General features: G+C 66.3%; 17 protein-coding genes. 10 read left to right on the plus strand and 7 right to left on the minus strand.

Annotation, left to right across the window (positions count from 1 at the left end; translation table 11 throughout):
* Positions 1–7 precede the first annotated feature (7 nt).
* Genes ACZK5G_RS11440 through ACZK5G_RS11450 form a run of 3 tightly spaced genes read left to right on the plus strand, consistent with a single transcriptional unit; the run spans position 8 to position 4,725 of the window.
* On the plus strand, positions 8–886 hold the full coding sequence (locus ACZK5G_RS11440; protein WP_478463335.1) for an alpha/beta fold hydrolase: 879 nt from the start codon (positions 8–10) through the stop codon (positions 884–886).
* Positions 883–1,359, plus strand: a complete 477-nt coding sequence (locus tag ACZK5G_RS11445; RefSeq protein WP_478463337.1) for a MaoC family dehydratase — start codon at positions 883–885, stop codon at positions 1,357–1,359. Before ACZK5G_RS11440 ends, ACZK5G_RS11445 begins: the two co-directional genes overlap by 4 nt.
* A 36-nt stretch (positions 1,360–1,395) precedes the next feature.
* On the plus strand, positions 1,396–4,725 hold the full coding sequence (locus ACZK5G_RS11450) for a hybrid sensor histidine kinase/response regulator (protein WP_478463338.1): 3,330 nt from the start codon (positions 1,396–1,398) through the stop codon (positions 4,723–4,725).
* Between the two features lie 4 nt (positions 4,726–4,729).
* On the opposite strand, the gene ACZK5G_RS11455 is transcribed toward ACZK5G_RS11450, so the two are convergent.
* On the minus strand, positions 4,730–5,404 hold the full coding sequence (locus ACZK5G_RS11455; protein WP_032127250.1) for a response regulator transcription factor: 675 nt from the start codon (positions 5,402–5,404) through the stop codon (positions 4,730–4,732).
* Positions 5,405–5,533: 129 nt separating this feature from the next.
* Between ACZK5G_RS11455 and ACZK5G_RS11460 the strand changes: the two genes are divergently transcribed.
* Positions 5,534–7,180: a fatty acid--CoA ligase gene (locus ACZK5G_RS11460; protein ID WP_478463340.1), complete on the plus strand. Its 1,647-nt coding sequence runs from the start codon at positions 5,534–5,536 to the stop codon at positions 7,178–7,180.
* Between the two features lie 144 nt (positions 7,181–7,324).
* On the opposite strand, the gene ACZK5G_RS11465 is transcribed toward ACZK5G_RS11460, so the two are convergent.
* The 3 genes from ACZK5G_RS11465 to ACZK5G_RS11475 form a co-directional block, all read right to left on the minus strand.
* Positions 7,325–7,816 (minus strand): hypothetical protein, encoded by a 492-nt coding sequence (locus ACZK5G_RS11465; protein WP_336683609.1) that lies wholly within the window; start codon positions 7,814–7,816, stop codon positions 7,325–7,327.
* Between the two features lie 178 nt (positions 7,817–7,994).
* Positions 7,995–8,738, minus strand: coding sequence for a FadR/GntR family transcriptional regulator (locus ACZK5G_RS11470; protein ID WP_032127248.1), 744 nt, complete (start codon positions 8,736–8,738; stop codon positions 7,995–7,997).
* 102 nt (positions 8,739–8,840) lie between these two features.
* Positions 8,841–11,732 (minus strand): TonB-dependent receptor, encoded by a 2,892-nt coding sequence (locus tag ACZK5G_RS11475; RefSeq protein ID WP_279911831.1) that lies wholly within the window; start codon positions 11,730–11,732, stop codon positions 8,841–8,843.
* A 241-nt stretch (positions 11,733–11,973) separates the two neighbouring features.
* Here ACZK5G_RS11475 and ACZK5G_RS11480 point away from each other — a divergent pair, with 241 nt between their 5' ends.
* The 6 genes from ACZK5G_RS11480 to ACZK5G_RS11505 are packed head-to-tail and all read left to right on the plus strand — an operon-like array spanning position 11,974 to position 19,984.
* Positions 11,974–13,413: a polysaccharide lyase 6 family protein gene (locus ACZK5G_RS11480; RefSeq protein WP_121503334.1), complete on the plus strand. Its 1,440-nt coding sequence runs from the start codon at positions 11,974–11,976 to the stop codon at positions 13,411–13,413.
* Positions 13,410–15,638: an oligoalginate lyase gene (locus tag ACZK5G_RS11485; protein WP_478463343.1), complete on the plus strand. Its 2,229-nt coding sequence runs from the start codon at positions 13,410–13,412 to the stop codon at positions 15,636–15,638. The genes ACZK5G_RS11480 and ACZK5G_RS11485 overlap by 4 nt, the downstream gene beginning before the upstream one ends.
* Entirely contained in the window at positions 15,635–16,939 is a 1,305-nt protein-coding gene (locus ACZK5G_RS11490; protein WP_478463344.1) for an MFS transporter, read from the plus strand. Before ACZK5G_RS11485 ends, ACZK5G_RS11490 begins: the two co-directional genes overlap by 4 nt.
* A gap of 60 nt (positions 16,940–16,999) precedes the next feature.
* Positions 17,000–17,752, plus strand: a complete 753-nt coding sequence (locus ACZK5G_RS11495) for an SDR family NAD(P)-dependent oxidoreductase (protein WP_478463346.1) — start codon at positions 17,000–17,002, stop codon at positions 17,750–17,752.
* Positions 17,753–17,766: 14 nt separating this feature from the next.
* Positions 17,767–18,954 (plus strand): GDSL-type esterase/lipase family protein, encoded by a 1,188-nt coding sequence (locus ACZK5G_RS11500; RefSeq protein WP_478463347.1) that lies wholly within the window; start codon positions 17,767–17,769, stop codon positions 18,952–18,954.
* Between the two features lie 10 nt (positions 18,955–18,964).
* Positions 18,965–19,984 carry a sugar kinase gene (locus ACZK5G_RS11505; RefSeq protein ID WP_478463349.1) on the plus strand — a complete coding sequence of 340 codons (1,020 nt, stop codon included), beginning with the start codon at positions 18,965–18,967 and terminating at the stop codon, positions 19,982–19,984.
* 12 nt (positions 19,985–19,996) lie between these two features.
* Here the strand turns inward: ACZK5G_RS11505 and ACZK5G_RS11510 are convergent, their stop codons facing one another.
* The 3 genes from ACZK5G_RS11510 to ACZK5G_RS11520 form a co-directional block, all read right to left on the minus strand.
* On the minus strand, positions 19,997–20,149 hold the full coding sequence (locus tag ACZK5G_RS11510; protein ID WP_478463351.1) for a hypothetical protein: 153 nt from the start codon (positions 20,147–20,149) through the stop codon (positions 19,997–19,999).
* 48 nt (positions 20,150–20,197) lie between these two features.
* On the minus strand, positions 20,198–21,649 hold the full coding sequence (locus tag ACZK5G_RS11515) for a S41 family peptidase (protein ID WP_478463352.1): 1,452 nt from the start codon (positions 21,647–21,649) through the stop codon (positions 20,198–20,200).
* An 87-nt stretch (positions 21,650–21,736) separates the two neighbouring features.
* Positions 21,737–23,311, minus strand: coding sequence for a S15 peptidase family protein (locus ACZK5G_RS11520; protein WP_478463353.1), 1,575 nt, complete (start codon positions 23,309–23,311; stop codon positions 21,737–21,739).
* Between the last annotated feature and the right edge of the window lie 81 nt (positions 23,312–23,392).

Raw genomic sequence — 23,392 nt, forward strand, 5'->3', positions numbered from 1 at the left:
CTTCTGCATGACGCAGTCTTACGACGACCTGTACTGGAACAGCAATGATGGGTTGCGCCTGCACGCGCGCGACCATTCACCCGATGCGGGGCAGGCAGCGCGTGGCACGGTGGTCTGCATTCCCGGGCTGACCCGCAATGGCGCCGATTTCGATGCGCTTGCCGATGTGCTTACCGCCGAGGGCTGGCGCGTGATCGCGGTCGACCTGCGCGGTCGCGCAGGGTCGGAACGCGCATATGACCCGTCCAGCTACAACCCGCGTGCCTATGCGGATGACATGGTTGCGCTGCTGCGCTCGCAGAACATCGCCAAGGCGGTATTCGTCGGCACCTCGCTGGGCGTGCTGGTGACCATCACCCTCGCCTCGCGCGCGCCCGAGCGGATCGCGGGCGCGGTGCTCAACGATGCCGGCCCCAAGGTGCCGCGTGAGGCGCTGGCACGGATCGGCAAGTACGCCGGCAAGCCGGTGCCGCCGATGGACCTGGTGCAGGCCACCGCTTACGTGGAATCCATCGGCAAGGCCGCGTTCCCTCGCTTCAGTACCGACGACTGGCGGCAGATGGCGGTGCGCACCTTCCGCCCGCGCAGCGATGGACTGCTGGAGCTGGATTACGATCCGGCCGTGATCCGAACGACACGTCCCTGGCTGCTGTGGTTGCTGCGGCCAGTGCTGTGGCGTGCGGTTCGTGGGCTGACCGCACGGGTGCCGGTACTGGTGGTGCGCGGTGCGCTGTCCGACATCCTGCCGGCCGATGTCGCGCGGCAGATGGCGGCCACCTCGGAAAGTGCCCGCCTGGTGGAAGTGCCGGATGTGGGACACGCTCCGATGCTGTCCGAGCCAGAGGCACGTGACGCGATCCTGACCTTGCTGGAGCGTGTGGCGTGAGTGCAGACAGCAACCTGCCTCCCGCGCTGCAGGCGTTGCAGCAGTGGGCGGCCAGCGAGCGGGTGAGTGGTGTGACCCACGTGGACCAGGCGCGCATCGATGCCTTTGCCGACGCCACCGGCGACCACAACTGGATCCACGTCGATCCAGGCCGCGCGCAGACGCAGCTGCCGGGCGGGCAGACCATCGCGCACGGCTTCCTGCTGCTCTCGCTCACCGTGCAGGACGATGTGGCCGCCCTCACCGGCTTCCCCGGCATCGCCCATGTGCTCAACTACGGCCTCAACAAGATCCGCTTCCTGGCGCCGGTACCCAGCGGGTCCGGGGTGCGGGTACGCTCGCAGCTGGTGTCACTGGAGGCGCGCCAGCCCGGCCAGTGGCTGCTGACCCAGCGCAAGGCCGTCGAGCGGGTTGCCGATGGCGAGCTGGCACTGGTCGCTGAGCAGCTGTCACTGATCGTGGTCGCTCCCTAGCACCACGCTGCCCGGTTCTCTCCCTACACTGGAGCGATGTTGACGCCCTCCATCGTCCTCTTCGCCTGCATTGCATGGACCGCACTGCTGTTTGGCGTGGCGCTGTGGGGTGAGCGCCGGGGGCACCGGCTTTCGAAGGCATGGCCGCTCATCTATGCGCTGTCGCTGGCCGTGCACTGCACCGCGTGGACCTACTACGGCGCGGCCTCGCAGGGACTGCAATGGGGCTTCCCGATTCCACCCACCCTGGCCGGCATGGCGTTGATCTTTGCGTTCGGCCTGCCCTTCCTGCTCCGCCTGGGGCGGCTGGCCAAGCAGCACAACAGTGCCACCATCGCCGATCTGGTCGTCGCACGACTGCGTGCCGATCGCGGCCTCGGCTTCACCATCACCCTGGTGGCACTGTTCGGCATCATTCCCTACATCGCCCTGCAGTTGAAGGCTGTCAGTCAGGGCCTGGGCGCGCTGCTGGGCGATCGTTTCGCGCCTGCTGCCGCGCAGCTGGACATGTCGTTCTGGTTCGCCCTGACGATGGCGGCGTTCACCCTGCTGTTCGGTGCACGCAAGGCATCGGCCACCGAGCCCAATCGTGGCATCGTGGTCGCCCTGGGGCTGGAGTCGGTATTGAAGCTGGTGGCGCTGCTCGCCATTGGCCTCTATGCGGCGCTGTCGGTGCGCCAGGCGGACACGCCGCTGCTGGAAAAGATGGCGCAGCTGCCGCCACCGGCCATCATGCCGGACTATCTGACCATGGTCGCGCTGGGGGCGATCTCCGCGTTTACCCTGCCGCACCAGTTCCATGTCGGCGTGGTCGAACTGCGCCAGACCTCGGACCTGAGGACGGCACGCTGGTTGTTCCCGGTCTACCTGCTGCTGATCGGGCTGCCGTCGGTGCCGATGGCGCTGGCCGGTGCCGCGCAGCTGCCCGCATCGGTGTCGCCTGACCTGTACGTGCTGGCGCTGCCGCAGGCCGGTGGCCACCACCTGCTGGCCTTGCTGGCCTATCTGGGCAGCCTGAGCGCCGCCACCGGCATGATGATCCTGTCCGGGCTGACCCTGTCGATCATGCTCGGCAACCATGGCTTCGGCTCACGGTTGCTGGACGGCATAGCCGGCGGTGCCGCAGCGGCCGACCTGCGTCCACGCGTGCTGGCCTTCCGCCGTGCCGGCATCCTCGCCGTGTTCCTGATGGCGTGGCTGTACAGCCGGGCGATGAGCGATACCGAGGCACTCAGCGATTTCGGCCTGATGTCCTTCACCGCCCTCTCGCAGCTGGCGCCGGCGGTCCTGCTGGCGGTGTATCGCCCGCGCACGCCCTCTCCGGCCATCATCGCCGGCATCGTGCTGGGGTCGTTGGCCTGGCTGTGGCTGGTGCTGCTGCCGATGGTGATCCCTGCCACGCCCCCAGCCTCAGGCCCCGATGACCTGCACTGGCTGTCCTTGGTCTCGCTGCGCCTGCAGTCGGGCCATATCGCCATCAGCATGGGCGCCAGTCTGGCGGTCAACCTGCTGACGGTTGCGCTGGTGTCGCGCGCGGTGCGTCCCTCGTTGCCGCGACGACGGGATGCGGTGGCGGCAGCCTCGCTGCGCAGGACGGCCGGACGCTTCCTCGGCCAGGAGCGGGCCCGGCAACTGATGGATGGGCATGCCGGGCAGCTGCTGGACGACGACCGGGTCATCACCATCGAACGCGAACTGAGCGCCGTGGTCGGCGCGGGCATGGCGCGCCTGCTGGTGGAGGCCGCTCGCGATGGCGGTGCCGCGCCCTTGGATGCGGTAACCCGTGCTGTAGGCGAAGCCACCCAGGCGCTGCGCTTCAACCAGCGCCTGCTGGAAGCGGCGCTGGAAAACATGAGCCAGGGCATCAGCGTGGTCGACGCGCAGCTGCAGCTGGTAGCCTGGAACAGCCGCTACGCCGCGTTGTTCAAGTTTCCGCCCGAGTTGCTGCAGGTCGGGCAGCCGGTGGTCAATCTGACAGCGTGGGCGCTGGCCGAACTGAAGATCGGCGACGGCCCTGGTGACTCTCGCGACAAGGCCCTGCAGCGTCGCGCCGCACACATGCGGCGTGGCACGCCGCATCTGTCCGAACGGATCTTCCCCGACAACACCATCGTCGAGATCCGTGGCAATCCAATGCCCGGCGGTGGCTACGTAGCCACCTTCACCGACGTCACCGCCTTCCGGCGTGCCGAGGAAGCGCTCAAGCGCAGCAACGAAACCCTCGAGCGCCGCGTGCAGGACCGCACCGCACGGCTGGAACAGGCAGTGCACGAAGCCGAGCGCGCGAACGTTGCCAAGACACGCTTCCTGACGGCGGTCGGCCACGACCTGATCCAGCCGCTGCATGCGGCGCAGCTGCTGACCGATGCGATGTCGCAGCACATCGAATCGGAGTTCCTCGACAGTTTCCTGCGCCAGATCCGTGGTGCGCTGGACTCCACCGACGACCTGCTGTCCGGGCTGCTGGATATCTCCCGGCTTGAGGCGGGTGGACTGGTCGCCGATCCGCGCCCCTTCGCGCTGTCGACCGTCCTGGATCCGCTCGCGCAGGAGTTCGCGGTACTGGCGGCGGCGCGCGGCCTGCAGTTCCGCCATGTGCGGAGCCAGGCCTGGGTCCATAGCGACCCCCTGCTGCTGCGCCGGGTGCTGCAGAACTTCCTGGCCAATGCCATTCGTTACACCCGCCATGGCGGTGTGTTGCTCGGTGTGCGCCGCCAGGGACAGGCACTGCTGATCGGTGTGCAAGACACCGGCCCCGGCATTGCTCCGGAGCAGCAGGCGGTGGTGTTCGAGGAATTCCACCGGGTCGATCGCAGCAACGGCCAGGGACTGGGCCTGGGCTTGACCATCGCACACCGCATCGCCGACCTGCTGCACGCACCCCTGCACCTGCGCAGCGTGCCCGAGCACGGCTCGGCCTTCTCGATCAGCGTGCAACGCGCAGCCCCCCCTGCCACCCCGCGCAGCTCGCCGCCGGCAGCCGGCAGCAGCGCGCTCAAGGGAGTCCGTGTGCTGGTGGTCGACAACGACCCGGACGCATTGGAGGCGATGCGGCAGCTGCTGCTTTCCTGGGGTTGCGATGTCATCGCGGCAGGCCAAGCCGATGACATCGGACCGTCAGCGCACGAGGCGGCGCTGTGGCTGTTCGACTATCACCTGGATGATGGCGATACCGGTGTTGCGCTGTGGAAGCGGCTGGTAGGCATGCATGGGCCGCGGCCGACGGTGATCCTCAGTGCGGATGCCGGCAGCGATACGCGCGAGGCGGTGCGCGGCGTTGGGCTGTCCCTGCTCAACAAGCCGTTCAAACCGTTGGCGCTGCGCTGGGCGATCAACCACCTGCTGGCGGCCAGCACCACGCCCTGACCGGTCAGGGCTCAGGCAGTTCTTCGATCTGCCGGGACGGATCGGCCAATCCCATTTCGTGCAACACGCGGATGGCCTGCGCGCGGTTGCGCACGCCCAGCCGCTCCATGATGCGTGTCATGTGCGCCTTGACCGTGCGCAGCTGTACGCCCAGCCGGTCGGCAATCTGCTTGTTGAGCAGGCCCTCGGCCACCAGCCCCAGCACCTTGTACTGATGTGCCGACAGGCTGGCCAGGCGTGCGGCCAGGTCGGCATCCCTGCTGAACGTCGCCACCCGTGCCACCGGTTCGCGCAGCAGCGCCGGGATCCAGCGCTCGCCCTCCAGCACGGACTGCAGCGCGGACTGCAGCTCGTTCAAACCCGAGCTCTTCGGCAGATAGCCCGCGGCGCCAAGGTCGATGGCACGCCGGATGACCTGCGGCTCCTCGTTGGCGGAGACGATGATGATCGCCAGGCCCGGCTGCAACGCACGGATCGTGGCCAGCCCGGCCAGTCCGTGGTTGCCCGGCATGTGCAGGTCCAGCAGCATCAGATCGATCGACTGGTTCTCGATCACCTCCAGCACGCTGTCCAGCGAATCAGCTTCGCTGATCTGCAGATCGGCGACCGCCTCTTCCGCCGCGCGATGCAGTGCCGCGCGGAACAAGGGGTGATCGTCGGCGATGAGCAGGGTGGGCATGTCCTGGCGAGATTATCAAATCGGGTGCGCGCGCGAACAGGTACCTAGGTACGCTGGTGCAGCAGGAAGGGCTTGCTAGTGTGGTGCGGAGAAGGCCGGCGACCGCAACGCCGCCCACGAGGAAATGCCATGTCATCCGCCCCCACTCCCGATGCCAATGCCTATCCACTGCTGATCAAGCAGCTGCTGCTGATGCCGCTGGCGGTGAGCCCTGAACAGGAGATCGTCTACGGCGACCAGGTCCGATTCGACTACCGCACCCTGCAGGCGCGCATCGACCAGCTGGCCGGCCTGTTGACCTCGCTGGGAGTCGGCCACGGCGACACGGTGGCGGTGATGGACTGGGACAGCAACCGCTACCTGGAGGCCTACTTCGCCGTGCCGATGATCGGTGCGGTGCTGATGATGGTGAACGTGCGCCTGGCCCCAGAGCAGATCGCCTACACGCTGAACCACAGCGGGGCGCGGGTGATCCTGGCCAACCGCGAGTTCCTGCCGCTGCTGGACGCCATCGACGAGCAGCTGCCGGACCTGCGCACGCGCATCCTGCTGGACGATGCAGGCGGTCCACTGCCGCCAGGCTTCGCCACCGAGTACGAAGCGGGGTTGCGCGATGCCACGCCGATCGTCCGCTTCCCGGACTTCGACGAGAACGCCCGTGCCACGGTGTTCTACACCACCGGAACCACCGGGTTGCCCAAGGGCGTGCATTTCAGCCACCGGCAGCTGGTGTTGCATTCGCTGGCGGCGATGGCCGCGCTTGGCGGTGCACCCCGTCAAGGCCGCCTGCATCGCGACGATGTCTACATGCCCATGACCCCGATGTTCCATGTGCACGCGTGGGGCCTGCCCTACGTGGCTACGGCGATGGGCATCAGGCAGGTCTATCCGGGGCGCTACCTGCCTGCGACGCTGCTGGCATTGATCGCCCGTGAGAAGGTGACCTTCTCGCACTGCGTGCCAACCATCCTGCACATGCTGCTGGAGCATCCGGACGCGGCGCAGACCGACCTGGAGGGCTGGAAGGTGATCATCGGCGGTGCCGCCCTGCCGCGTGCGCTGGCGCAGCGTGCACTGGCGCGGGGCATCGACATCTTCGGCGGCTATGGCATGTCCGAGACCTGCCCTCTGCTCACCATCGCCCAGATCGACGTGGACAGCGTGACCGATGCCGATGAGGTGCTGTCGCTGCGCACCAAGGCCGGCATACCGGTACCGCTGGTGGACCTGCGCATCGTCGATCCGGACATGAAGGATGTCGCCCACGACGGCATCGCCACCGGAGAGGTCGTCGTGCGCGCACCCTGGCTCACCCAGGGCTACCTGCACGATCCGGATGCATCTGCAGCACTGTGGGCAGGAGGCTATCTGCATACCGGGGACATCGGCAACATCGATGAATACGGCTACCTGAGGGTGACCGACCGGATCAAGGATGTGATCAAGACCGGCGGTGAGTGGATCTCCTCGCTCGCCCTGGAGGACATCATCGCCCTGCATCCGGCGGTCAGCGAAGTCGCGGTGATCGGCATCGCCGACACGAAATGGGGCGAGCGGCCGTTGCCGCTGGTGGTCAGGCAGCCTGGCAGTGAGGTGACCGAAGCGGAGATCATCGAACTGGTCGCTGCGCGAAGCCGCTCAGGGGACATCTCACGGTATGCGATTCCGGAACGGGTCAGTTTCGTGGAATCGATCGAGCGGACCAGCGTGGGCAAGATCAACAAGAAGAAGCTGCGTGGGTTGCATGACCCAGCGACTGGCTCGGGCCGTGGGTGATCTCCGCCCGATCGCCGAGGTCAATGCTCGAAGGACACGATGCAGGGCACGCCAAGGTATGGAGCGGCGCCCCGGGACGATGATCTCCCGGGGTACCACTGCTCTGCAGCAGACCTGGTTCAGTTCTGCCAGGACCGGTCACCCTCAGTCGATGCAGGGTCCCTTCGCAGCGATCTCCGTGCCGGATCCCTTCGCACCGATGCTGGCCGGGCCCTGGCATGCATCAAAGCTGTACTTGATCAGCTTCCACGACCCACTCGACCATCGGTATGTCCACGACTCGGAAGCACCGCTCGGCAAGGTATTGGAGATCGAGATGACCTCGCCCTCCACACCGCGTGCAGGCAATGGAACAGGCGGGCCCGCCGCACCGGCCGGCTTCAGGCTGCCAGCAGACTGATAGCTGTGCGAGATGGCCAGTTCGCCCGTCTGCAACGCCGGTGCGTAGGCGGGCGAATTCCGTTTGATCCAATCGACGATGTAGCCGGCTTCCAGCGAATCCGGCGCGTACGTGGCCTTCGTAACTACAGTGGCGGTCGCGGTGCCCGCGATCGGTCCTGCATTGACGCTTCCACCGGGGACTCCACTCAGTGCCAGCACCAATGGCAGCGCCGCGCCCAACAGCGAGAACTTCATACCCTGCTCCTTGTGTGTATGCAGCTTTCTCAACGGGCCGTCTATGACCCGCGGGCAGTGTAGGCATTGCGGACAGGCTGGGCATCGGCGCAGTCATGCCCATTTCTCATATCCATCAGGCTTCGAGCGCGAGCTGCCCTGCTGAAGGTCGCAGCGCCGATTGTGTTGAACGCGGCGCTCAGATCCGCGTCGTTGCCATGAACCGTTCGCGGTCCTGCTGCGTACGGCGGCGGATCTCCTCCAGCGCCTGGCTTTCGGTCGCCTGCAGCATGGCTTCAAACAGGCGCTGGAAGTGATGGCGCATCGCATTGCGCGCGGCCACCGGATCACGCGCGCGCAGGGCCTCGAAGATCGCCATGTGCTCGTCCGCACGGCTGGCGCCATCATCATGGCAGACCCGGGCATAGACCTCGGTCACCCGCGGCAGTTCGCTGCGCATGCGCCAGATCTGCTGCACGAAGAATTCCACCACCGGGTTGCCGGAAAGCCGTGCGATGGCCAGGTGGAAACGGCGGTCGTACTCGCCGGCTTCCGCGTCACTCAGGTCGCGACGGCACAGCGCTTCGGCCAACGCCTGCAGCTCGGCAATGCCGGCATCATCCAGATTGCTGGCAGCCAGAGCGGCGGCCTCGGCCTCGAATACCGCGCGGGCGGCGGTGAGGTCGAAGGCGCTGACATCCGGCAGCCCGCCGGACGCCTGCGTCGGGCGCGGTTTCACATGCACGCCCGAGCCGATGCGGATGGCGATCCACCCCTGCGCTTCCAGTGCGATCTCGGCTTCGCGGATGGTGACCCGGCTGACACCGAACCGTTCGGCCAGCTCACGCTCGCCCGGCAGCCGCGAGCCCGGCGGAAATTCGCCGTCCTCGATCAGCTTGCGGAGCTTGGCAGCGATGGTCTGGTAAAGGCGGTTGGCGGACATGCGGCTGACCCTTGGCGATTCCTTCCGGGTCCCTGCCCTGCCACCGCGGCCGGCAAGGGTCCGGTTGGAGCGACGGCGCGACCACTGGCCGCGCCGCCCTGTTCAGAACTTGTATCGTACACCGAAATACGCACGCCGCCCGTAGGTCACCACTTCGCGGAAGTTCCCATAAAGCGGCTGGTAGGCCACGCGCGGCTCGTTGGTCAGGTTCATCAGCTCCAGCGACAGCGACAACTGCTTGTTCACCCGGTAGCGCAGGCGCAGGTCCACGCTGGTGTTGTCATCGTAGTAGCGGTTCTGCTGCGCGGTGTTGCCGGTGAAGTCCTGGTAGTAGTGCGAGCGGAACTTGCCGATGGCCTGGATGTTGAAGCGCCCGACGTCCCAGTAGATCGAGCCGGACAGCACGTGCCGCGAGAAACCACTCAGGCCAGCCGGTGGCACGATGGCCGGAATGATCGTGCCATCGCTGGCCAGCTGCTCGCCCAGTCGCGAGTCCTGGGTCTGATAGTCGGCATCGGCGTAGTTGTAGCTCAGCTTGAAACCCAGCCCGTCGAACGGCTTGGGCAGGTACGACAGTCGATGGGTAGCGGTCAACTCGAAGCCGGTCAGCGTGCTGTTCTCGTCGGTGGTTACCTGCTGCCGCACCGGCACGGTCACGCTCTGGCCGTCGATGGTGTAGGTCTCCGGCACCAGCGCAGTGGCGGTGCCGCCGTTGAACTGCTTCCAGTACACCGCCCCGGCCAGCATCGTGTCCGGGTTCGGGTACCACTCCAGGGAAAGGTCGCCGTTCCAGGACATCAGCGGCTGCGCGGCGGGGTTGCCGCTGGCGCTGATGTCATCCAGCGCGTCGGCCAGGTTGCCGTAGGTGGCATCACTGCTCACGTTGATGGTGCGCCCGGCACCCAGCGCGGCAATGTCCGGCCGTGACATCGCGCGATATGCACCGACCCGCAGCAACACGTCCGGGCGCAGCTCGAAGGCCGCGTTGAGGCTGGGCAGCAGCTTGTCGTTGCCCGCCTTGAACACCTGCGTGCTGTACTCGCCGGTGGGTTGCAGGCGGATCGTCCCGTCACCGTTGTCCTCGATGCGCAGCCCGGTACGCACGCCTTCAGAACGAACATCGGTCTTGACCCAGCGCAGGCCGAGGTTGCCGGTCACCGGCAAGCCGAACAGGGTGCTGCTGAACTCACCCATCAGATAGAGCGCGCGTGTCTTCTCGGTGATATCGACATTGTTCGGATCCTGGAAACCCGGATCCAGCCCGCTGTCGAGGCTGCCGCGGAACGACTGGTACAGGCAGTTCGGATCGAAGTACGCCCACGAGGAGATCGTGTTGCCGCTGGCGGCATCCATGAAGTCATCCTGCGGGAAGGGTGCACGGCAGGCCTGGTTGGCGGCGATGATCTTCGCTTTGTCGGCCGCCACGCGCTGGTCGTAGTCGGTTACCAGGGTGTTGTCGCGCAGGCGGTAGTCGGCCTGGCTGGCGCGCACGCCGCCCTTGATGCGGGTGAAGAAACCGGACTCCGGCATGAAGCTGGCATCGAAGCGGCCGGCCTTGATCCTGTGGTCATTCTCGGTGGCGCTGGAGGTCACCCGCGCCGCCCCCGTATAGGCGTCCCAGTTGTTGGGATCGAAGTTCGGCGCCAGGGCAACACTGGGCACTTCGCCGTGCCAGTCCCAGTCATAGTCCACGTAGCCGGTGGCACCACTGCTGATACCGGGCACGACGGCATTGTTGACGTCGCGCTGGTTGGCGCGCAGGCGGGTCATGCGCTCGCTGTCGAGGCGATTGGTGTGCGAGTAGGAAAGATCGGTAGACAGCTCCCAGGCCGGGGTCGGGCGCAGGATCAGGTTCAGGCCACCCCCGGTGTATTCCTCGCCACGCCAGTAGCGGTTGGAGGTGGAATCAATCGAGGTGCTGCCGTGCAGGTGGCGCACGATACCGTCTTCGTCAACCTCGCGCTGGGTGATGCCGCGTCGTGCGTTGGACAGGCTCAGATCGCTGCGGTTCTCATACCAGTTGCGCTCGGTGTGCTCGAAATCGAGGTTCACTTCAACCACATCATTTGGCCGCCACTGCAGCGCGGCGAACTCGCTCTGCCGGTCGTTGCGCTCCTGCTTGAGCCGGTAGATGCGGCTGCTCGGCACCAGGTAGTACGGCGCGCCGTTGGCGATGGCCTGCGCGGACACTTCGTTGCAGTTGGCATTGCCCACGTTCTGCGTGCCATCGCAGGCATACCAGGTGGAACCGCTGGTAATGCTCTCTTCCGGATCGGTGCCGTCCAGGCGCTGGAAGCCCAGCGAGATGCCCAGCTTCTGCCCGTTGCCGAACTCGAACTGATCGATGTAGCTGGCGGTGCCGCGATAGCCGATGCCGTCCTTGTCACGGTACTTGCTGTCGTACTCCGCCCAGCTGCCGCGCAGGTCCAGCTGCACTGCACGCTTGCCGTACTCCAGTGGGCGCACTGTTTCCAGGCCGATGGTGCCGGCCACGCCGCCTTCGATGATGTCGGCGCGCTGGGTCTTGTAGATGGCCACCGTGTTGATCAGCTCGGCCGGGAACATGTTGAAGTTCACCGAGCGGTCGCCGCTGCCGTTGGTGATCTCGCGGCCATTGAAGTTGGTGCTGCTGAGGAAGGCGCCCAGGCCCCGGATGGAGATCTCCGAGGCGCCGGTCTTGTCGCGGGTCGAGGCGGCGCCGGTCAAGGTCTCGATCGCATCGGCCAGCGACGGTGCCGGCAGGTCGCCGATGTCATCGGCCGAGAGCACGTCGGCGATGACCGTGTCGTCGCGCTTCTTGTTGATCGAACTCTGCATTGATTCGCGGATGCCGGTGACCTGCACCTGGTCCAGCGTGGTGGGATCCTGCCCTGACGCGTCCTTGCTGGACTGCGCCTGGGCCGCGGGCATGCCCGCCAGCACTGCAAGCAGCGCCACGATCAGGGGTGTGGGGGACAACGAGATGCTGTGCACTGCTCCGGCGGGTCGCCGCATGGTTTCCTCCTCCCAAAGGATCGCCTGCATGCCAGGCGTGGGACGCAGCTTCGGCACGGCGAGATGAAAATGTCAACCAATTGGTATGCGAATGTTCAAAAGCCTTTACTCCATACCAGTTGAATGCAATTTAATGTGCTCATGCAGCATGACTTTGCGCGAAAGCTGGCTTACAACGGACCCGGAAGTGGTATGCAGACCCACCCTGAAACGACGGCCCGGCCGTCTCTGGAAGGATTTCATGCGCATTCGTCCGCTTGCTCGACATCCGCTCAACAATCCATCACTGTTTTGCCTGACCACTGGTCTGGCCATGTGCCTGACCACTTCAGCGGCAAGTGCAGCCAGCTGGCTCGTCCACGATGTCGCTGAGTTCACCACCGCCGCCTCGGCGCTGCAGCCCGGCGATGAGATCGTGTTGGCTGACGGCACCTGGACTGACGCGCGGTTGCTGCTGAAAGGCCAGGGCACGGCAGCCGCGCCGATCGTGTTGCGCGCGCAGACCGCCGGCAAGGTCGTCCTCAGCGGACGTTCGGACCTGCGCCTGGCGGGCAGCTACCTGCAGGTGTCCAACCTGGTGTTCCGCAACGGCTATACGCCGGGTGATGCGGTGGTGGCGTTCCGCGAATCCAGCAAGGCGGTGGCCCGCCACAGCCGGGTGACCGGCCTGGTGATCGATGACTACACCAACCCCGATGCCAGCGACCAGGACTACTGGGTATCGCTGTATGGCAGCAACAACCGGTTGGATCACAGCCAGCTGCGCGGCAAGACCAACGCCGGGCCCACGGTAGTGGTGGTGCGCGATGCCACCCAGGGCCTGGACAACCAGCACCGCATCGACCACAACTGGTTCGGACCGCGCCCGGCGCTGGGCGTCAACGGCGGCGAAACCCTCCGCGTCGGCACCAGCGACACTTCGTTGAGCGATTCCAACAGTACGGTGGAGAACAACTGGTTCGAAGGCTGCGACGGCGAGACCGAGATCATCAGCAACAAGTCCGGCGGCAATACCTACCGCGGCAACGTGTTCTACCGTTCGGCCGGCGCGCTCACGCTGCGCCATGGCAACGGCAACCGGGTGATCGACAACGTGTTCCTGGGCGACGACAAGGCCGGCACCGGCGGCGTGCGCATCATCAATGCCGACCAGACCGTCAGCAACAATTACTTCGAACGATTGGCCGGCTCCAGCAACCGTTCCGCGCTGGCGGTGATGGACGCGCAGGCCGATCCGCCGCTGTCCGGCTATGCGCCGGTGGTGAATGCCACGATCAACCGCAATACCTTCGTGGACGTGGCGAAGATCAGTTTCGGCGTCGGCCATGATGAAGCCAAGGGCATCGTGGTCGCCGCCAGCAACAGCCGCTTCAGCGCCAACCTGATCGTCAACCGCACCAGCAGGAACCCGCCGAATGCCGCCAGTTCGCTGGCCGGCATCGACTTCAGTGGCAACGTGCAGTCACCGGCAGCCAGCACCGTATTCCCGGGCGGCGTAGAGGGGCGTGGCGTCAGCCTGCAGCAGGCTGCCAGCGGATTGTGGGTGGCCGCGCCTGCCCTGCCCGCCGTGGGCGCCGATCCTGCCCTGGCGATGACCGCGCGCGAGGCGACCGGCATCGACTGGTATCCAAAGGTGGGCGAAGTTGCCCTGTCACGCACCCGCAATGGAGTTGATCGATGAGGTTGCAGCCGCTGTTCGTCTCCCTGGCCCTGGCCACCCCCTTTGCCCTGCTGCCGGCCGCGCCGCTGTTCGCAGCCCCCGCTGCCGCAGCGAGGCAGGCCGACACCGCGCCGGTGCTGGTGACCGCAGCGCAGTGGCAGCGGATGGCCAGCGAAGGCGGCCGCTACCCGTGGTTCGCCAAGGAACAGGCGCGCACGGAAAAATCGCTGAAGAAGATGATGAAGGCCGGCATCGACGTGCCGGTACCGAAGGACAAGGGCGGCGGCCGCACCCATGAACAGCACAAGCGCAACTACCAGGCCCTGATGGCGGCCGGCACCCTGTACCGGCTGACCGGCGACAAGGTCTATGTCGACTACGCGCGCGACATGCTGCTGCAGTACGCCAGGCTCTACCCCACCCTGGGCCCGCACCCCGAAGGCCGCGGACAGATTCCAGGCCGCGTGTTCTGGCAGGTGCTCAACGATTCGGTGTGGCTGGTCAACGCCATCCAGGGCTACGACGCGATCCGCGACGCGCTGTCCGCCGAGGACCGCGACACCATCGAATCGAAGGTGTTCCGGCCGATGGCTGAGTTCCTCGTCAGCGAGCCGAAGAACTACGACCAGATCCACAACCATGCCACCTGGGCGGTGGCCGCCACTGGCATGACCGGCTACGTGCTGCGCGACCCTGAGCTGGTGGAGAAATCGTTGCGCGGCAGCCAGAAGAACGATCAGTTCGGCTTCCTTCGCCAGATCGACCTGCTGTTCTCGCCCGATGGCTATTACGAGGAAGGCCCGTACTACCAGCGCTACGCACTGGCACCGTTCCTGCTGTTCGCCAACGCCATCGAACGCAACGAGCCGCAGCGCAGGATCTTCGCGCGCCGCGACGGCGTGCTGCTGAAGGCCGTGGATGTGCTGGTGCAGTCCAGCTATGACGGCCTGTTCTTCCCGATCAACGATGCCATCCTGGACAAGGGCATCGATACCGAGGAACTGGTGGCCGGTATCGGCATTGCCTATGCGCGCACCGCTGACGACCGCCTGTTGTCGGTGGCCCAGCAGCAGAAACGCCTGCTGTTGTCCCCCGAGGGACTACAGGTGGCGCAAGCACTGGCCGCCAACAAGGCCAGGCCCTTCGATTACCGTCCGATGCTGCTGCGCGATGGTCCGGACGGCGACCGCGGTGGCCTGGCGATCTTGCGCATGAACGGCGAACGCGGCCAGGCGCTGGTGCAGAAGGACACGATGCAGGGCATGGGCCATGGCCACTTCGACAAACTCAACTGGCTGTTCTACGACAACGGCAATCCGGTGGTGACTGACTACGGCGCTGCCCGCTTCCTCAACGTGGAAGCCAAGCGGGGTGGCATCTACCTGGCCGAGAACCGCAGCTGGGCCAAACAGACCGTGGCCCACAACACCCTGGTGGTGGACGAACAGAGCCACTTCAAGGGCGACTGGAAGCGCGGCGAGGAGCATGCCCCGCAGGTGCGCTTCTTCCAGGCCGATGCCGATACCCAGGTTGCCTCGGCGACCATGCGCGATGCCTACCCCGGCGTGGTGTTCACCCGCACCCAGGCGCTGCTGCGCCACCCCGACCTGGGCCTGCCGGTGGTGCTGGACCTGCTGCAGGTGCACGGCGACAAGGCCGCGCGCTACGACCTGCCGCTGCACTTCAACGGCCACATCGTCACCACCGGCTTCGAGGCAGAACACTTCCCCACCCAGCGCCCGGTGCTAGGCAAGGACAACGGCTACCAGCACCTGTGGCTGGATGCACGCAGCACGCCCGGCAGCGAATCGCGTTCGCTGGCGTGGCTGCTGGATGGGCGCTTCTACACCTACCGCTTCGGCAGCAGTGCGCCGGCACAGGCGCTGCTGGTGGAAAGTGGTGCCAACGATCCGGAGTTCAACCTGCGCCGTGAACCGGCCCTGCTGCAGCGCGTGGAAGGCCAGAAGGACGTGACCTTCTTCAGTGTGCTGGAGCCGCATGGCGAGTACAACGGCACCGCCGAGTACGTGCACGGCGCGGACAGCCGCATCAAGGACATCGTGCGCAGCCGGAGCAGCGATGCAGAGGTGATCGAACTGCGCCTGGCCAGCGGTGCACGCATCGCCCTCGGCGTGGCCGACGACAGCAGCGCCAAGGGCGAGCACAGCGTGACCGTGGACGGCCATGCCTACCGCTGGAGCGGCAGCCATGCACGCATGGACCGCAGCAAGGGTGACGGAAAATGAACGGCCCTGCCGTGGTGGCCAACCTGCGCAAGGTGCCGGTGCATTCAGCAGTGCGCTGGTTGATCGTGGGCCTGATCGCCGTCGCTACGGTCATCAACTACATCGACCGCAATGCACTGGCGGTGATGTGGCCGGAGATCGCCAGGGAAGTAGGCGCGACCAAGGACGACTATGCCCTGCTGGTAACGGTGTTCATGCTGTTCTACGCCGCCGGCCAGTTCCTGTTCGGGCGCCTGTTCGACATGATCGGCACGCGCCTGGGTTTCGCGCTGTCGATCAGCGTGTGGTCGATCTCCATCGCGCTGCACTCGATCACCCATTCGATGCTCTCCTTCAGCCTGGTAAGGGCGATGCTCGGCATCAGCGAAGCGGGTGCGTGGCCCGGCGCGGTCAAGGCCAATGCCGAGTGGTTCCCTGCGCGCGAACGCGCGTTGGCGCAGGGCGTGTTCAACGCGGGTGCATCGATCGGCGCGATCGTCTCCGCACCCGCCATCGCCGGCCTCTATCTGTGGCTGGGCTGGCGCGGCACCTTCGTGCTGGTCGGTGCGATCGGCTTCCTGTGGCTGCTGCCGTGGCTGTTTGTCTACCGCGCCGGGCCGGACAAGCATCCGTGGGTGAGCGATGCCGAGCGCCGGCTGATCCAGCAAGACCAGGCCGGGCAACAGACAGAGGCGGCGCCCAAAGCCAGCGTGCGCGAGCTGCTGGCCCATCGCCAGAGCTGGGGTATGCTCGCCTGCCGCTTCCTGCTGGATCCTATCTGGTGGCTGTTCGTGTCCTGGCTGCCGATCTATCTCGCTGAAACCTTCGGCTTCGACATCAAGCAGATCGGCCTGTTCGCCTGGGTACCCTTCGTCGGCGCGATGCTGGGCAGCCTCAGTGGCGGCTGGCTGTCGGGTCGCATGATCCGCGCCGGACACAGCGTGGACCGCGCCCGCAAGCTGGCCATCACCCTGGGGTGCGTGATCATGGCGCCTGCCCTGCTGGGTGCTGTGCTGGCCAATCAGCCGCTGCTGGCAGTGCTGGCAATCGCGGCGGTGCTGTTCGGCTTCCAGGTAGCCATCGGCAACATCCAGACCCTGCCCGGCGACCTGTTCGACGGCCGTTCGGTGGGCACGCTGGCAGGCCTGGGCGGCCTGGCGGCGGTCGCCGGCACCTTGATCACCACCTGGCTGGTGCCGGTACTGACCCGCCATTCCTACGCCCCGATCTTCATCCTCGTTGCCGCGCTGGTGCCGCTGTCTCTGGCTGCGCTGTGGTGGTGGACCGGACCTATCCAGAAGCTCGACCGTCGCGGCGGCTGAGCCTGGGTCTCCTTCTTTTCCAAGTACATCCATTCCCCCGCAAACCAAGGAGTTTTCCGCATGTCGTTCCAGGACAAGGTGGCCATTGTCACCGGTGGTGGCCGCGATATCGGCCGCGCCGTTTCGATCAAACTGGCTGCCGCCGGTGCACGCGTCTGCATCAACTACGCCCATGATGAAGCCAGTGCCCAGGAAACGCTGGCACAGATCCAGGCGGCCGGTGGCCAGGCCATCGTGCATCGCGCCAACGTCACCGATGCCGCCGCCGTGGCCGGCCTGGTCGCTGCGGTACAGGCCGCGTTCGGCGAGCGTATCGACCTGCTGGTGAACGTGGCCGGTGGCATGGTGCAGCGTCGGCCGCTGGCCGACATCGACCCGGCGTTCTTCCACGCCGTGATGGACCTGAATCTGACCTCGACCTACCTGACCACGCACGCGGTGGTGCCACACATGCGCGACGGCGCAGCCATTGTCAACTTCGCCTCGCAGGCAGGTCGTGATGGCGGCGGCCCGGGGGCATCGATCTACGCCACCGCCAAGGCGGCAGTGATGACCTTCACCCGTGCCATGGCCAAGGAGCTGGGGCCGAAGGGCATCCGCGTGAATGCACTGTGCTGCGGCATGATCGCCACCCGTTTCCATGATGAGTTCACCAAGCCGGAAGTACGCACGGCCGTTGCTGGCGCTACCCCGCTGCGCCGCCAAGGGGCACCGGACGAAGCCGCCGACGCTGCGGTATTCCTGGCCTCGGATGCGGCGGCGTTCATCACCGGTGCGAATCTGGACGTCAACGGCGGCACCTACTTCTCCTGACTGGAATCCTGACCATGCAGCGCTGGACGCTCCTGCTTTCATTGACGATCTGTTCCGCCGCAGCTGCGCCTGGCGCGTTGGCCGCACCGGTCTGGGTCACCGCCTGGACCGCCTCGCCGGCACCGGACCGCAAGGATGGCACCGCCGAGGCCCCCGTACAGTTCGCCGCGCAGACCGTGCGCCAGGACATGCGCATCGGCAGCCGTGGCGACGCGTTGCGGCTGCGCATCAGCAACGAACTCGGCACGGCGCCGTTACGGGTCGAGGACCTGCGCGCAGGAGTGAAAAACGGCGATTCCGCCCCTCTGCCGGTAACGGTGGATGGCCGCGCGGTCATCGAGGTGCCGGTGGGTGCCGCGCTGCTGAGCGACCCGGTACCGATGCCGGTGACGCCGCTGCAGGAGATCAGCGTAACGGCCTATTTTCCGCAGCCGACCCGCCCGGCGGTGCGTCGCACCGAAGTGCGGGTAGCGGACGGCAGGCAGACATCGGTTGCCGACAGCGTGCGGCTGAGCTACCAGCAGAACGTGTTCTCGGCCGTGATGGTGCAGCGCGCTGATCGTCCCCAGGTGATCGTGGCACTCGGCGATTCCATCACGGAAGGTGCCACCGCCCGTCGCGGAACCTTCAACCAGTGGCCGGAGCGATTGGCGCAGCGCCTGCAGCAAGCCTGCCCGAACCGGTTCGTGGTACTCAATCAGGGCATCAGCGGCAACAAGCTGCTTGACCATGGCCGCAGCCACAGCGCCCTGTCACGATTGGATCGCGATGTGATCGCGGTGGCCGATGCCGATCAGGTCATCCTGTTCGAGGGCATCAATGACATCCGCCACGGTGGTGGCACGCAGCCGCTGCCTGGACGCAGTGCGGCGGACATGCTGCTGGGCTATCAGCAGGTTGCAGCGCGACTGCATGCGCACGGCATCCGCGCCTGGCTGGGTACGTTGACCCCATTCGGTGGTTCCGAGCGCTACGAGCCCGTGTCCGCAGCGACCCGCACCTCGATCAACCAGTGGGCACGCGGTGGGAAGACCGGGTTCGATGGCATCATCGATTTCGATGCCGCGCTGCGTGACCCGAAGGCCGTGGAATCGTTGCCCAACGACATCACCCGCGACCACCTGCATCCCAATGACGAAGGCTACCGGCGCATGGCCGATGCCATCGATCTGCGCATGCTGGGCTGCATCCCCACCGAGTGAGAGAGAACCGATGAGCCGCGTCGTTTGTTTCGGTGAACTGCTGCTGCGCCTGGGCGCACCCGGTCGGGAACTGCTGCTGCAGACGCCGCAGCTGCAGGTCCACGTGGGGGGCGCCGAGGCCAATGTGGCGGTCTCAATGGCCTGTCTCGGCCACGATGTGCAGATGGTCAGTACGGTGCCCGGCAACGCGCTGGGCCGGCATGCCGTGGCCGAGCTGCGGCGGCATGGTGTGGGCGTGGCAGGTGTGCGTGAAGTCGACCGAGACCGCATGGGCCTGTATTTCCTGGCCACCGGCGCGCTGCAGCGCGCCAGTGAAGTGGTGTATGACCGGGCAGGTTCGGCATTCGCCAACACTGCACTTGCCGACCATGATTGGCCAACGCTGTTGCGTGATGCGCAGTGGCTGCACCTCTCCGGCGTCAGTCCGGCACTGGGTGCCAATGTGGCCGAATCCGTCTTGAGCGCTGCACGGGCCGCACGCAGGTCAGGCGTGCGTGTGTCCTTCGACGGCAACTACCGACCTTCGCTCTGGCAGCGTTGGGGCGGCAACGCCGCCGCCATCCTGCGGGAACTGTTCGCAGAGGCGGATATCGTCTTTGCCGACCATCGCGATATCGAACTGGTGCTGGGACTGCGCTTCGCCGAGGACAGCCCCATCGCGCGGACCGAGGCGGCTGCAGCGGCAGCGTTCGCGGCGCTCCCGCACCTGCAGTGGCTGGCCTGCACCCAGCGCGACGTGGTGAGTGCAGACCATCACATCCTGGGCGCGCTGCTGTTGGGACGCGACGGTACCCGTGCGCAGGCCCCCTCGCGGCCATTGCCCGGTATCGTTGATCGCATCGGCGGCGGCGATGCATTCGCGGCAGGCATCCTGCACGGGCTGGCGTCCGGGTTCGATGCAGAGAGCACCGTGCGCTTCGGTCTGGCGGCAGGTGCGCTGAAGCACTCCATTCCCGGAGACTTCAGTCCCGTGTGCGAGGCCGAGGTCTGGGCGCTGCTGGAGAGTGACCAGTTCGACGTCCGGCGCTGATCTCGCTCCGCCCTACAGGCCGCTCAGCCTGGCCAGCGGCACACGTACGCCGACCATGTACATCAGCAGCGCCACGCCGAGCAATGCACCGGGTGTCAGCATCCGACGACGGAAGGCTCCTGCCCGCGATGGCGGCCTGGCAGCGCTGGGTGGCGGGATGTTCATGCGATCCTCTCCTGCGGAATTCAGCCCTGCACGAGGTCCTGCGCGCACTTACAGCGTCAGCAGCCACGCTTCCAGCGACCGGGTGTCGCGCATGTCGCCCGTATAGCGATGATCGGGCACATGCGGTTCATTCGAACCACGTACCCGCCCACGGAACACCTTCATCGGCACCGAGATCCTGGCCAGCCCGCTGGGCAACCGCTCCGGCCGCACATCCATGTACAGACTGTCGGCGGAGGTCTCGACGCCCACCTGCACCGCGCCCAGCCGCTTCCAGAGGTCCAATGCATCCAGGCAGGCCGAGCCACAGGAAGCATCGGCCACAACCAGGACCCTGCCCTTGCGCACAGGTCCGGCCTGGCTTGCGGCGGATGCTGGATCTGCGCTGGCCTCGGATGGCTCGCGCCACAAAGCCTCACCCCGGCCGCGAGCCTGCGCCATGCCTGCCGTCACCGATTCCAGCATGCGACGCAGCTCAGGCGACGCGTCGGGCGCCTGTTCCAGCTTCTGCAGGAAGCCGCGAAGCCGGGCGATGTTGCCCTCCGAGGTCCGCCACTCTACCCAGCTGCGGTCGGGCAGCGCGTCGACAGCGGCCCGGCCCCAGATCAATCGCGCCAGTTCGATGCTCCATTGCGAAGCACCGCCAGTGTTGCCACGCACGTCCAGCACCACCATCGGTGCCTGCTGCAACCCTTCGGCTTGCGGTGCAAGCTGCTCAAGCAGCGCGGTCAGTTCCTTGAAGTTCTGCTCCGCAGGGTCGGCATTGAAGCTGCTGGTGGTGATCCAGTAACTGCCATCGGGCATCGCGTGCCAGCCGTTGGGGGGACGGAAGCTGCGCCGGGTATCAGCCAAGCGCTCCTTGCGCTGTGCTGCCTGCAGCGGCTGCCACCGCAGTGCATAGGATGTCTCACGTCCGCCCACCTGGAAAACGCAGGTACGCAATGCAGGCACGTATGGATTGCCCTGTTCGAGCAGCACTTCACCACCACCCTGGATGCGGCTGGCCTGCAGGTTCCAGCGACCGCTGAAGTCACCCACCCGGCGTACAGCCAGCGTCTGCGCATCAATGCCGTCACACGACAGCAATTGCGCGCCCAGCGGCGGATGGCCCGGACCACCATCCACGGTCATGACCACCTGCGCATCGCCGTCGAAGCCGGTCAGGAAGCCCGGCCACTGCGTTGGAAGATCGGGAGCATCGGCAAGCGCGTTGAGGCTGACATGGCCATCGTTGAAGGAGGCCGCATAGCCCTTCATCGCCCACCAGTAGCCCGGGTAGCTGGCGACCCGTTCGGCGCGCGAGCGTGCAAGCGCCAGGGCATCGTCCAGCTGTGCGCCGAAACCAGGATTGCGCAGGTCCACGGCGCCCGGATGGCTGCCGCGCATGGCGGCGTCGGCAGCGTCCAGATCCTTCAACAGCGTATCCGACCAGTCGATCGGCGCGCCTTGCGCGTTAGGTGCCGCAAGCGCTGCACCGAGCAACAGCCATGCAATGACCATGGATTCCTCCCTTCCCCGGAACAAACGCCAGTCTCGCAGTTCTACTGCCTGGCGTACCGCGCCCGCCGCAACGGGCGCGGCCTTCCATCAATGCAGCGGCACCTTCAACACCGAAGGCGCATTGGCCGGCGAACTGAAGGTCACCGTGCCACCCAGCTGGCTGATGCCCGCATACCGCAGGTCCACGCTGTCCACCACCAGGGTCAGGCGGCTGCCGGCCGGAAGGTTCCAGCTGCTGGCTTCCAACCGCAGGTCGATGGCCTTCGCCTGCCCCGGCGTGGCACCACGCAGCGTATAGGGCTTGTGGCTGATCAGCTGGCCGTTGCCCAGCACATCCTCGGCGTACAGGTAGGCGTACAGCGTGGTGTTGGCGCGGCTGGGCGTGACGGTCAAGCGTACCTCTGGCGTTCCATCCAGGCGCTGCGCACTCCACTGGATCGGCCCCTGCCAGACACCTGCGGCGTTGCGGCCCACGAAGGGCACATAGGCACCGGGCGGCAGGTTGATCATCTGCAATGCACCGGAGGCCATCGCCACGCCGGAATTGGCGGCGGTCAGCAGCCCGCTGCCGATCCGGTAACTCCAGCCGGTGCTGCTGCCGCTCGCGACCAGGCCGCCCGTGGGCAGCAGAAGTCCTTTGGGTGCGCTCAGCGCATAGCTGACAGCGCCGGCATTGGTCGCCTGCCAGTTCGGATAGGTACTCCAGCTGCCCTTCTGCGATTTCAGCTGTACTGCAGGCTGGCGGTCGATGCCATTGGCTTCACCCTTGAGGTAATGGTCGAACCAGTCGCCCACCGAATCGTAGACCTCGTTGGGAACACCCAGAGCGCCAAAGGCTTCGTTGAGCGCATGATCGCCATGGCGCAGCTGCAACTGCTTGGGGCCTTTCAACCGGGTGAAGAAATCGACCAGCTGGCCCGGCGGGAACAGGCTGTCGTTGAAGGCGTTGGCGAGGAACACCGCTGGCTGGTTGGCGTTGATCTCATCGATGCTGGACCCGGGGCTGCGCTGCGCCGCCACCGGCAACAGCGAATCCACCGCGCCCTGGTAGTTGCCGACCAGTACATTGCGATTGATGGTCGTCAGTTCCGGTCCCGGGCGGCCGGTGGCCAGGCCGGCTGCCACCAGCAAGGCGATGCCCTGCGCGCTGGGGGTGTCGTTGCTGTACAGCGAGGCCTGCAGATCGGCCCAGCCACTCAGCGCCGCCACGGCCTTGATGCGTGGATCGCGCGCCGCCGCCAGCAGGCTGGTGCCTGCGCCGTAGGAGATGCCCGAAACGCCGATCCGGGCCGGATCGGCGCGGGTGTTGTCCAGCGCCCAATCAATCAGGGCGCTGACATCTTCGACCGTGGCTGGCCCTGCGATGTCGATGCTGCCGCCGGACTCCCAGAAACCCCGCGAGCTGTAGCTGATCACCACATAGCCGCGCCGCGCCAGCGACTGCGCCACCCCCACATACTCCACGCTGGGTACCGCCCAGCTGCTGGGCATCACCAGCAGTGGATAGCGCCCGCTGCCCGCGTCCTGCGGTTCGATGACGAAGGCCCCGAGAGGCGTTCCATCCCAGCTGGGAATGGTCCGGTGGGTGGTCTTGACCGTAGCGGCCCAGGCGGTGGGCGCCAGTCCGGTCAGCAGGATCAACAGCAGCAATACCTTGCGCATCGTCGTCTGTCCCCGTCGGTGGTGGTGCAACGGGTTGGACCGTACCAGTGCGAATGGTGGGTGGCACCTTGCGACGCAACA

Source organism: Stenotrophomonas sp. 62841_Sma (assembly GCF_056482945.1).

Coding starts and splice junctions, on each gene's coding strand:
- ACZK5G_RS11495 (WP_478463346.1), top strand. CDS start 17,000: ATGTCGTTCCAGGACAAGGTGGCCATTGTCACCGGTGGTGGCCGCGAT.
- ACZK5G_RS11520 (WP_478463353.1), bottom strand. CDS start 23,311: ATGCGCAAGGTATTGCTGCTGTTGATCCTGCTGACCGGACTGGCGCCC.
- ACZK5G_RS11515 (WP_478463352.1), bottom strand. CDS start 21,649: ATGGTCATTGCATGGCTGTTGCTCGGTGCAGCGCTTGCGGCACCTAAC.
- ACZK5G_RS11440 (WP_478463335.1), top strand. CDS start 8: ATGACGCAGTCTTACGACGACCTGTACTGGAACAGCAATGATGGGTTG.
- ACZK5G_RS11480 (WP_121503334.1), top strand. CDS start 11,974: ATGCGCATTCGTCCGCTTGCTCGACATCCGCTCAACAATCCATCACTG.
- ACZK5G_RS11505 (WP_478463349.1), top strand. CDS start 18,965: ATGAGCCGCGTCGTTTGTTTCGGTGAACTGCTGCTGCGCCTGGGCGCA.
- ACZK5G_RS11455 (WP_032127250.1), bottom strand. CDS start 5,404: ATGCCCACCCTGCTCATCGCCGACGATCACCCCTTGTTCCGCGCGGCA.
- ACZK5G_RS11450 (WP_478463338.1), top strand. CDS start 1,396: ATGTTGACGCCCTCCATCGTCCTCTTCGCCTGCATTGCATGGACCGCA.
- ACZK5G_RS11485 (WP_478463343.1), top strand. CDS start 13,410: ATGAGGTTGCAGCCGCTGTTCGTCTCCCTGGCCCTGGCCACCCCCTTT.
- ACZK5G_RS11500 (WP_478463347.1), top strand. CDS start 17,767: ATGCAGCGCTGGACGCTCCTGCTTTCATTGACGATCTGTTCCGCCGCA.
- ACZK5G_RS11490 (WP_478463344.1), top strand. CDS start 15,635: ATGAACGGCCCTGCCGTGGTGGCCAACCTGCGCAAGGTGCCGGTGCAT.
- ACZK5G_RS11470 (WP_032127248.1), bottom strand. CDS start 8,738: ATGTCCGCCAACCGCCTTTACCAGACCATCGCTGCCAAGCTCCGCAAG.
- ACZK5G_RS11510 (WP_478463351.1), bottom strand. CDS start 20,149: ATGAACATCCCGCCACCCAGCGCTGCCAGGCCGCCATCGCGGGCAGGA.
- ACZK5G_RS11465 (WP_336683609.1), bottom strand. CDS start 7,816: ATGAAGTTCTCGCTGTTGGGCGCGGCGCTGCCATTGGTGCTGGCACTG.
- ACZK5G_RS11475 (WP_279911831.1), bottom strand. CDS start 11,732: ATGCGGCGACCCGCCGGAGCAGTGCACAGCATCTCGTTGTCCCCCACA.
- ACZK5G_RS11460 (WP_478463340.1), top strand. CDS start 5,534: ATGTCATCCGCCCCCACTCCCGATGCCAATGCCTATCCACTGCTGATC.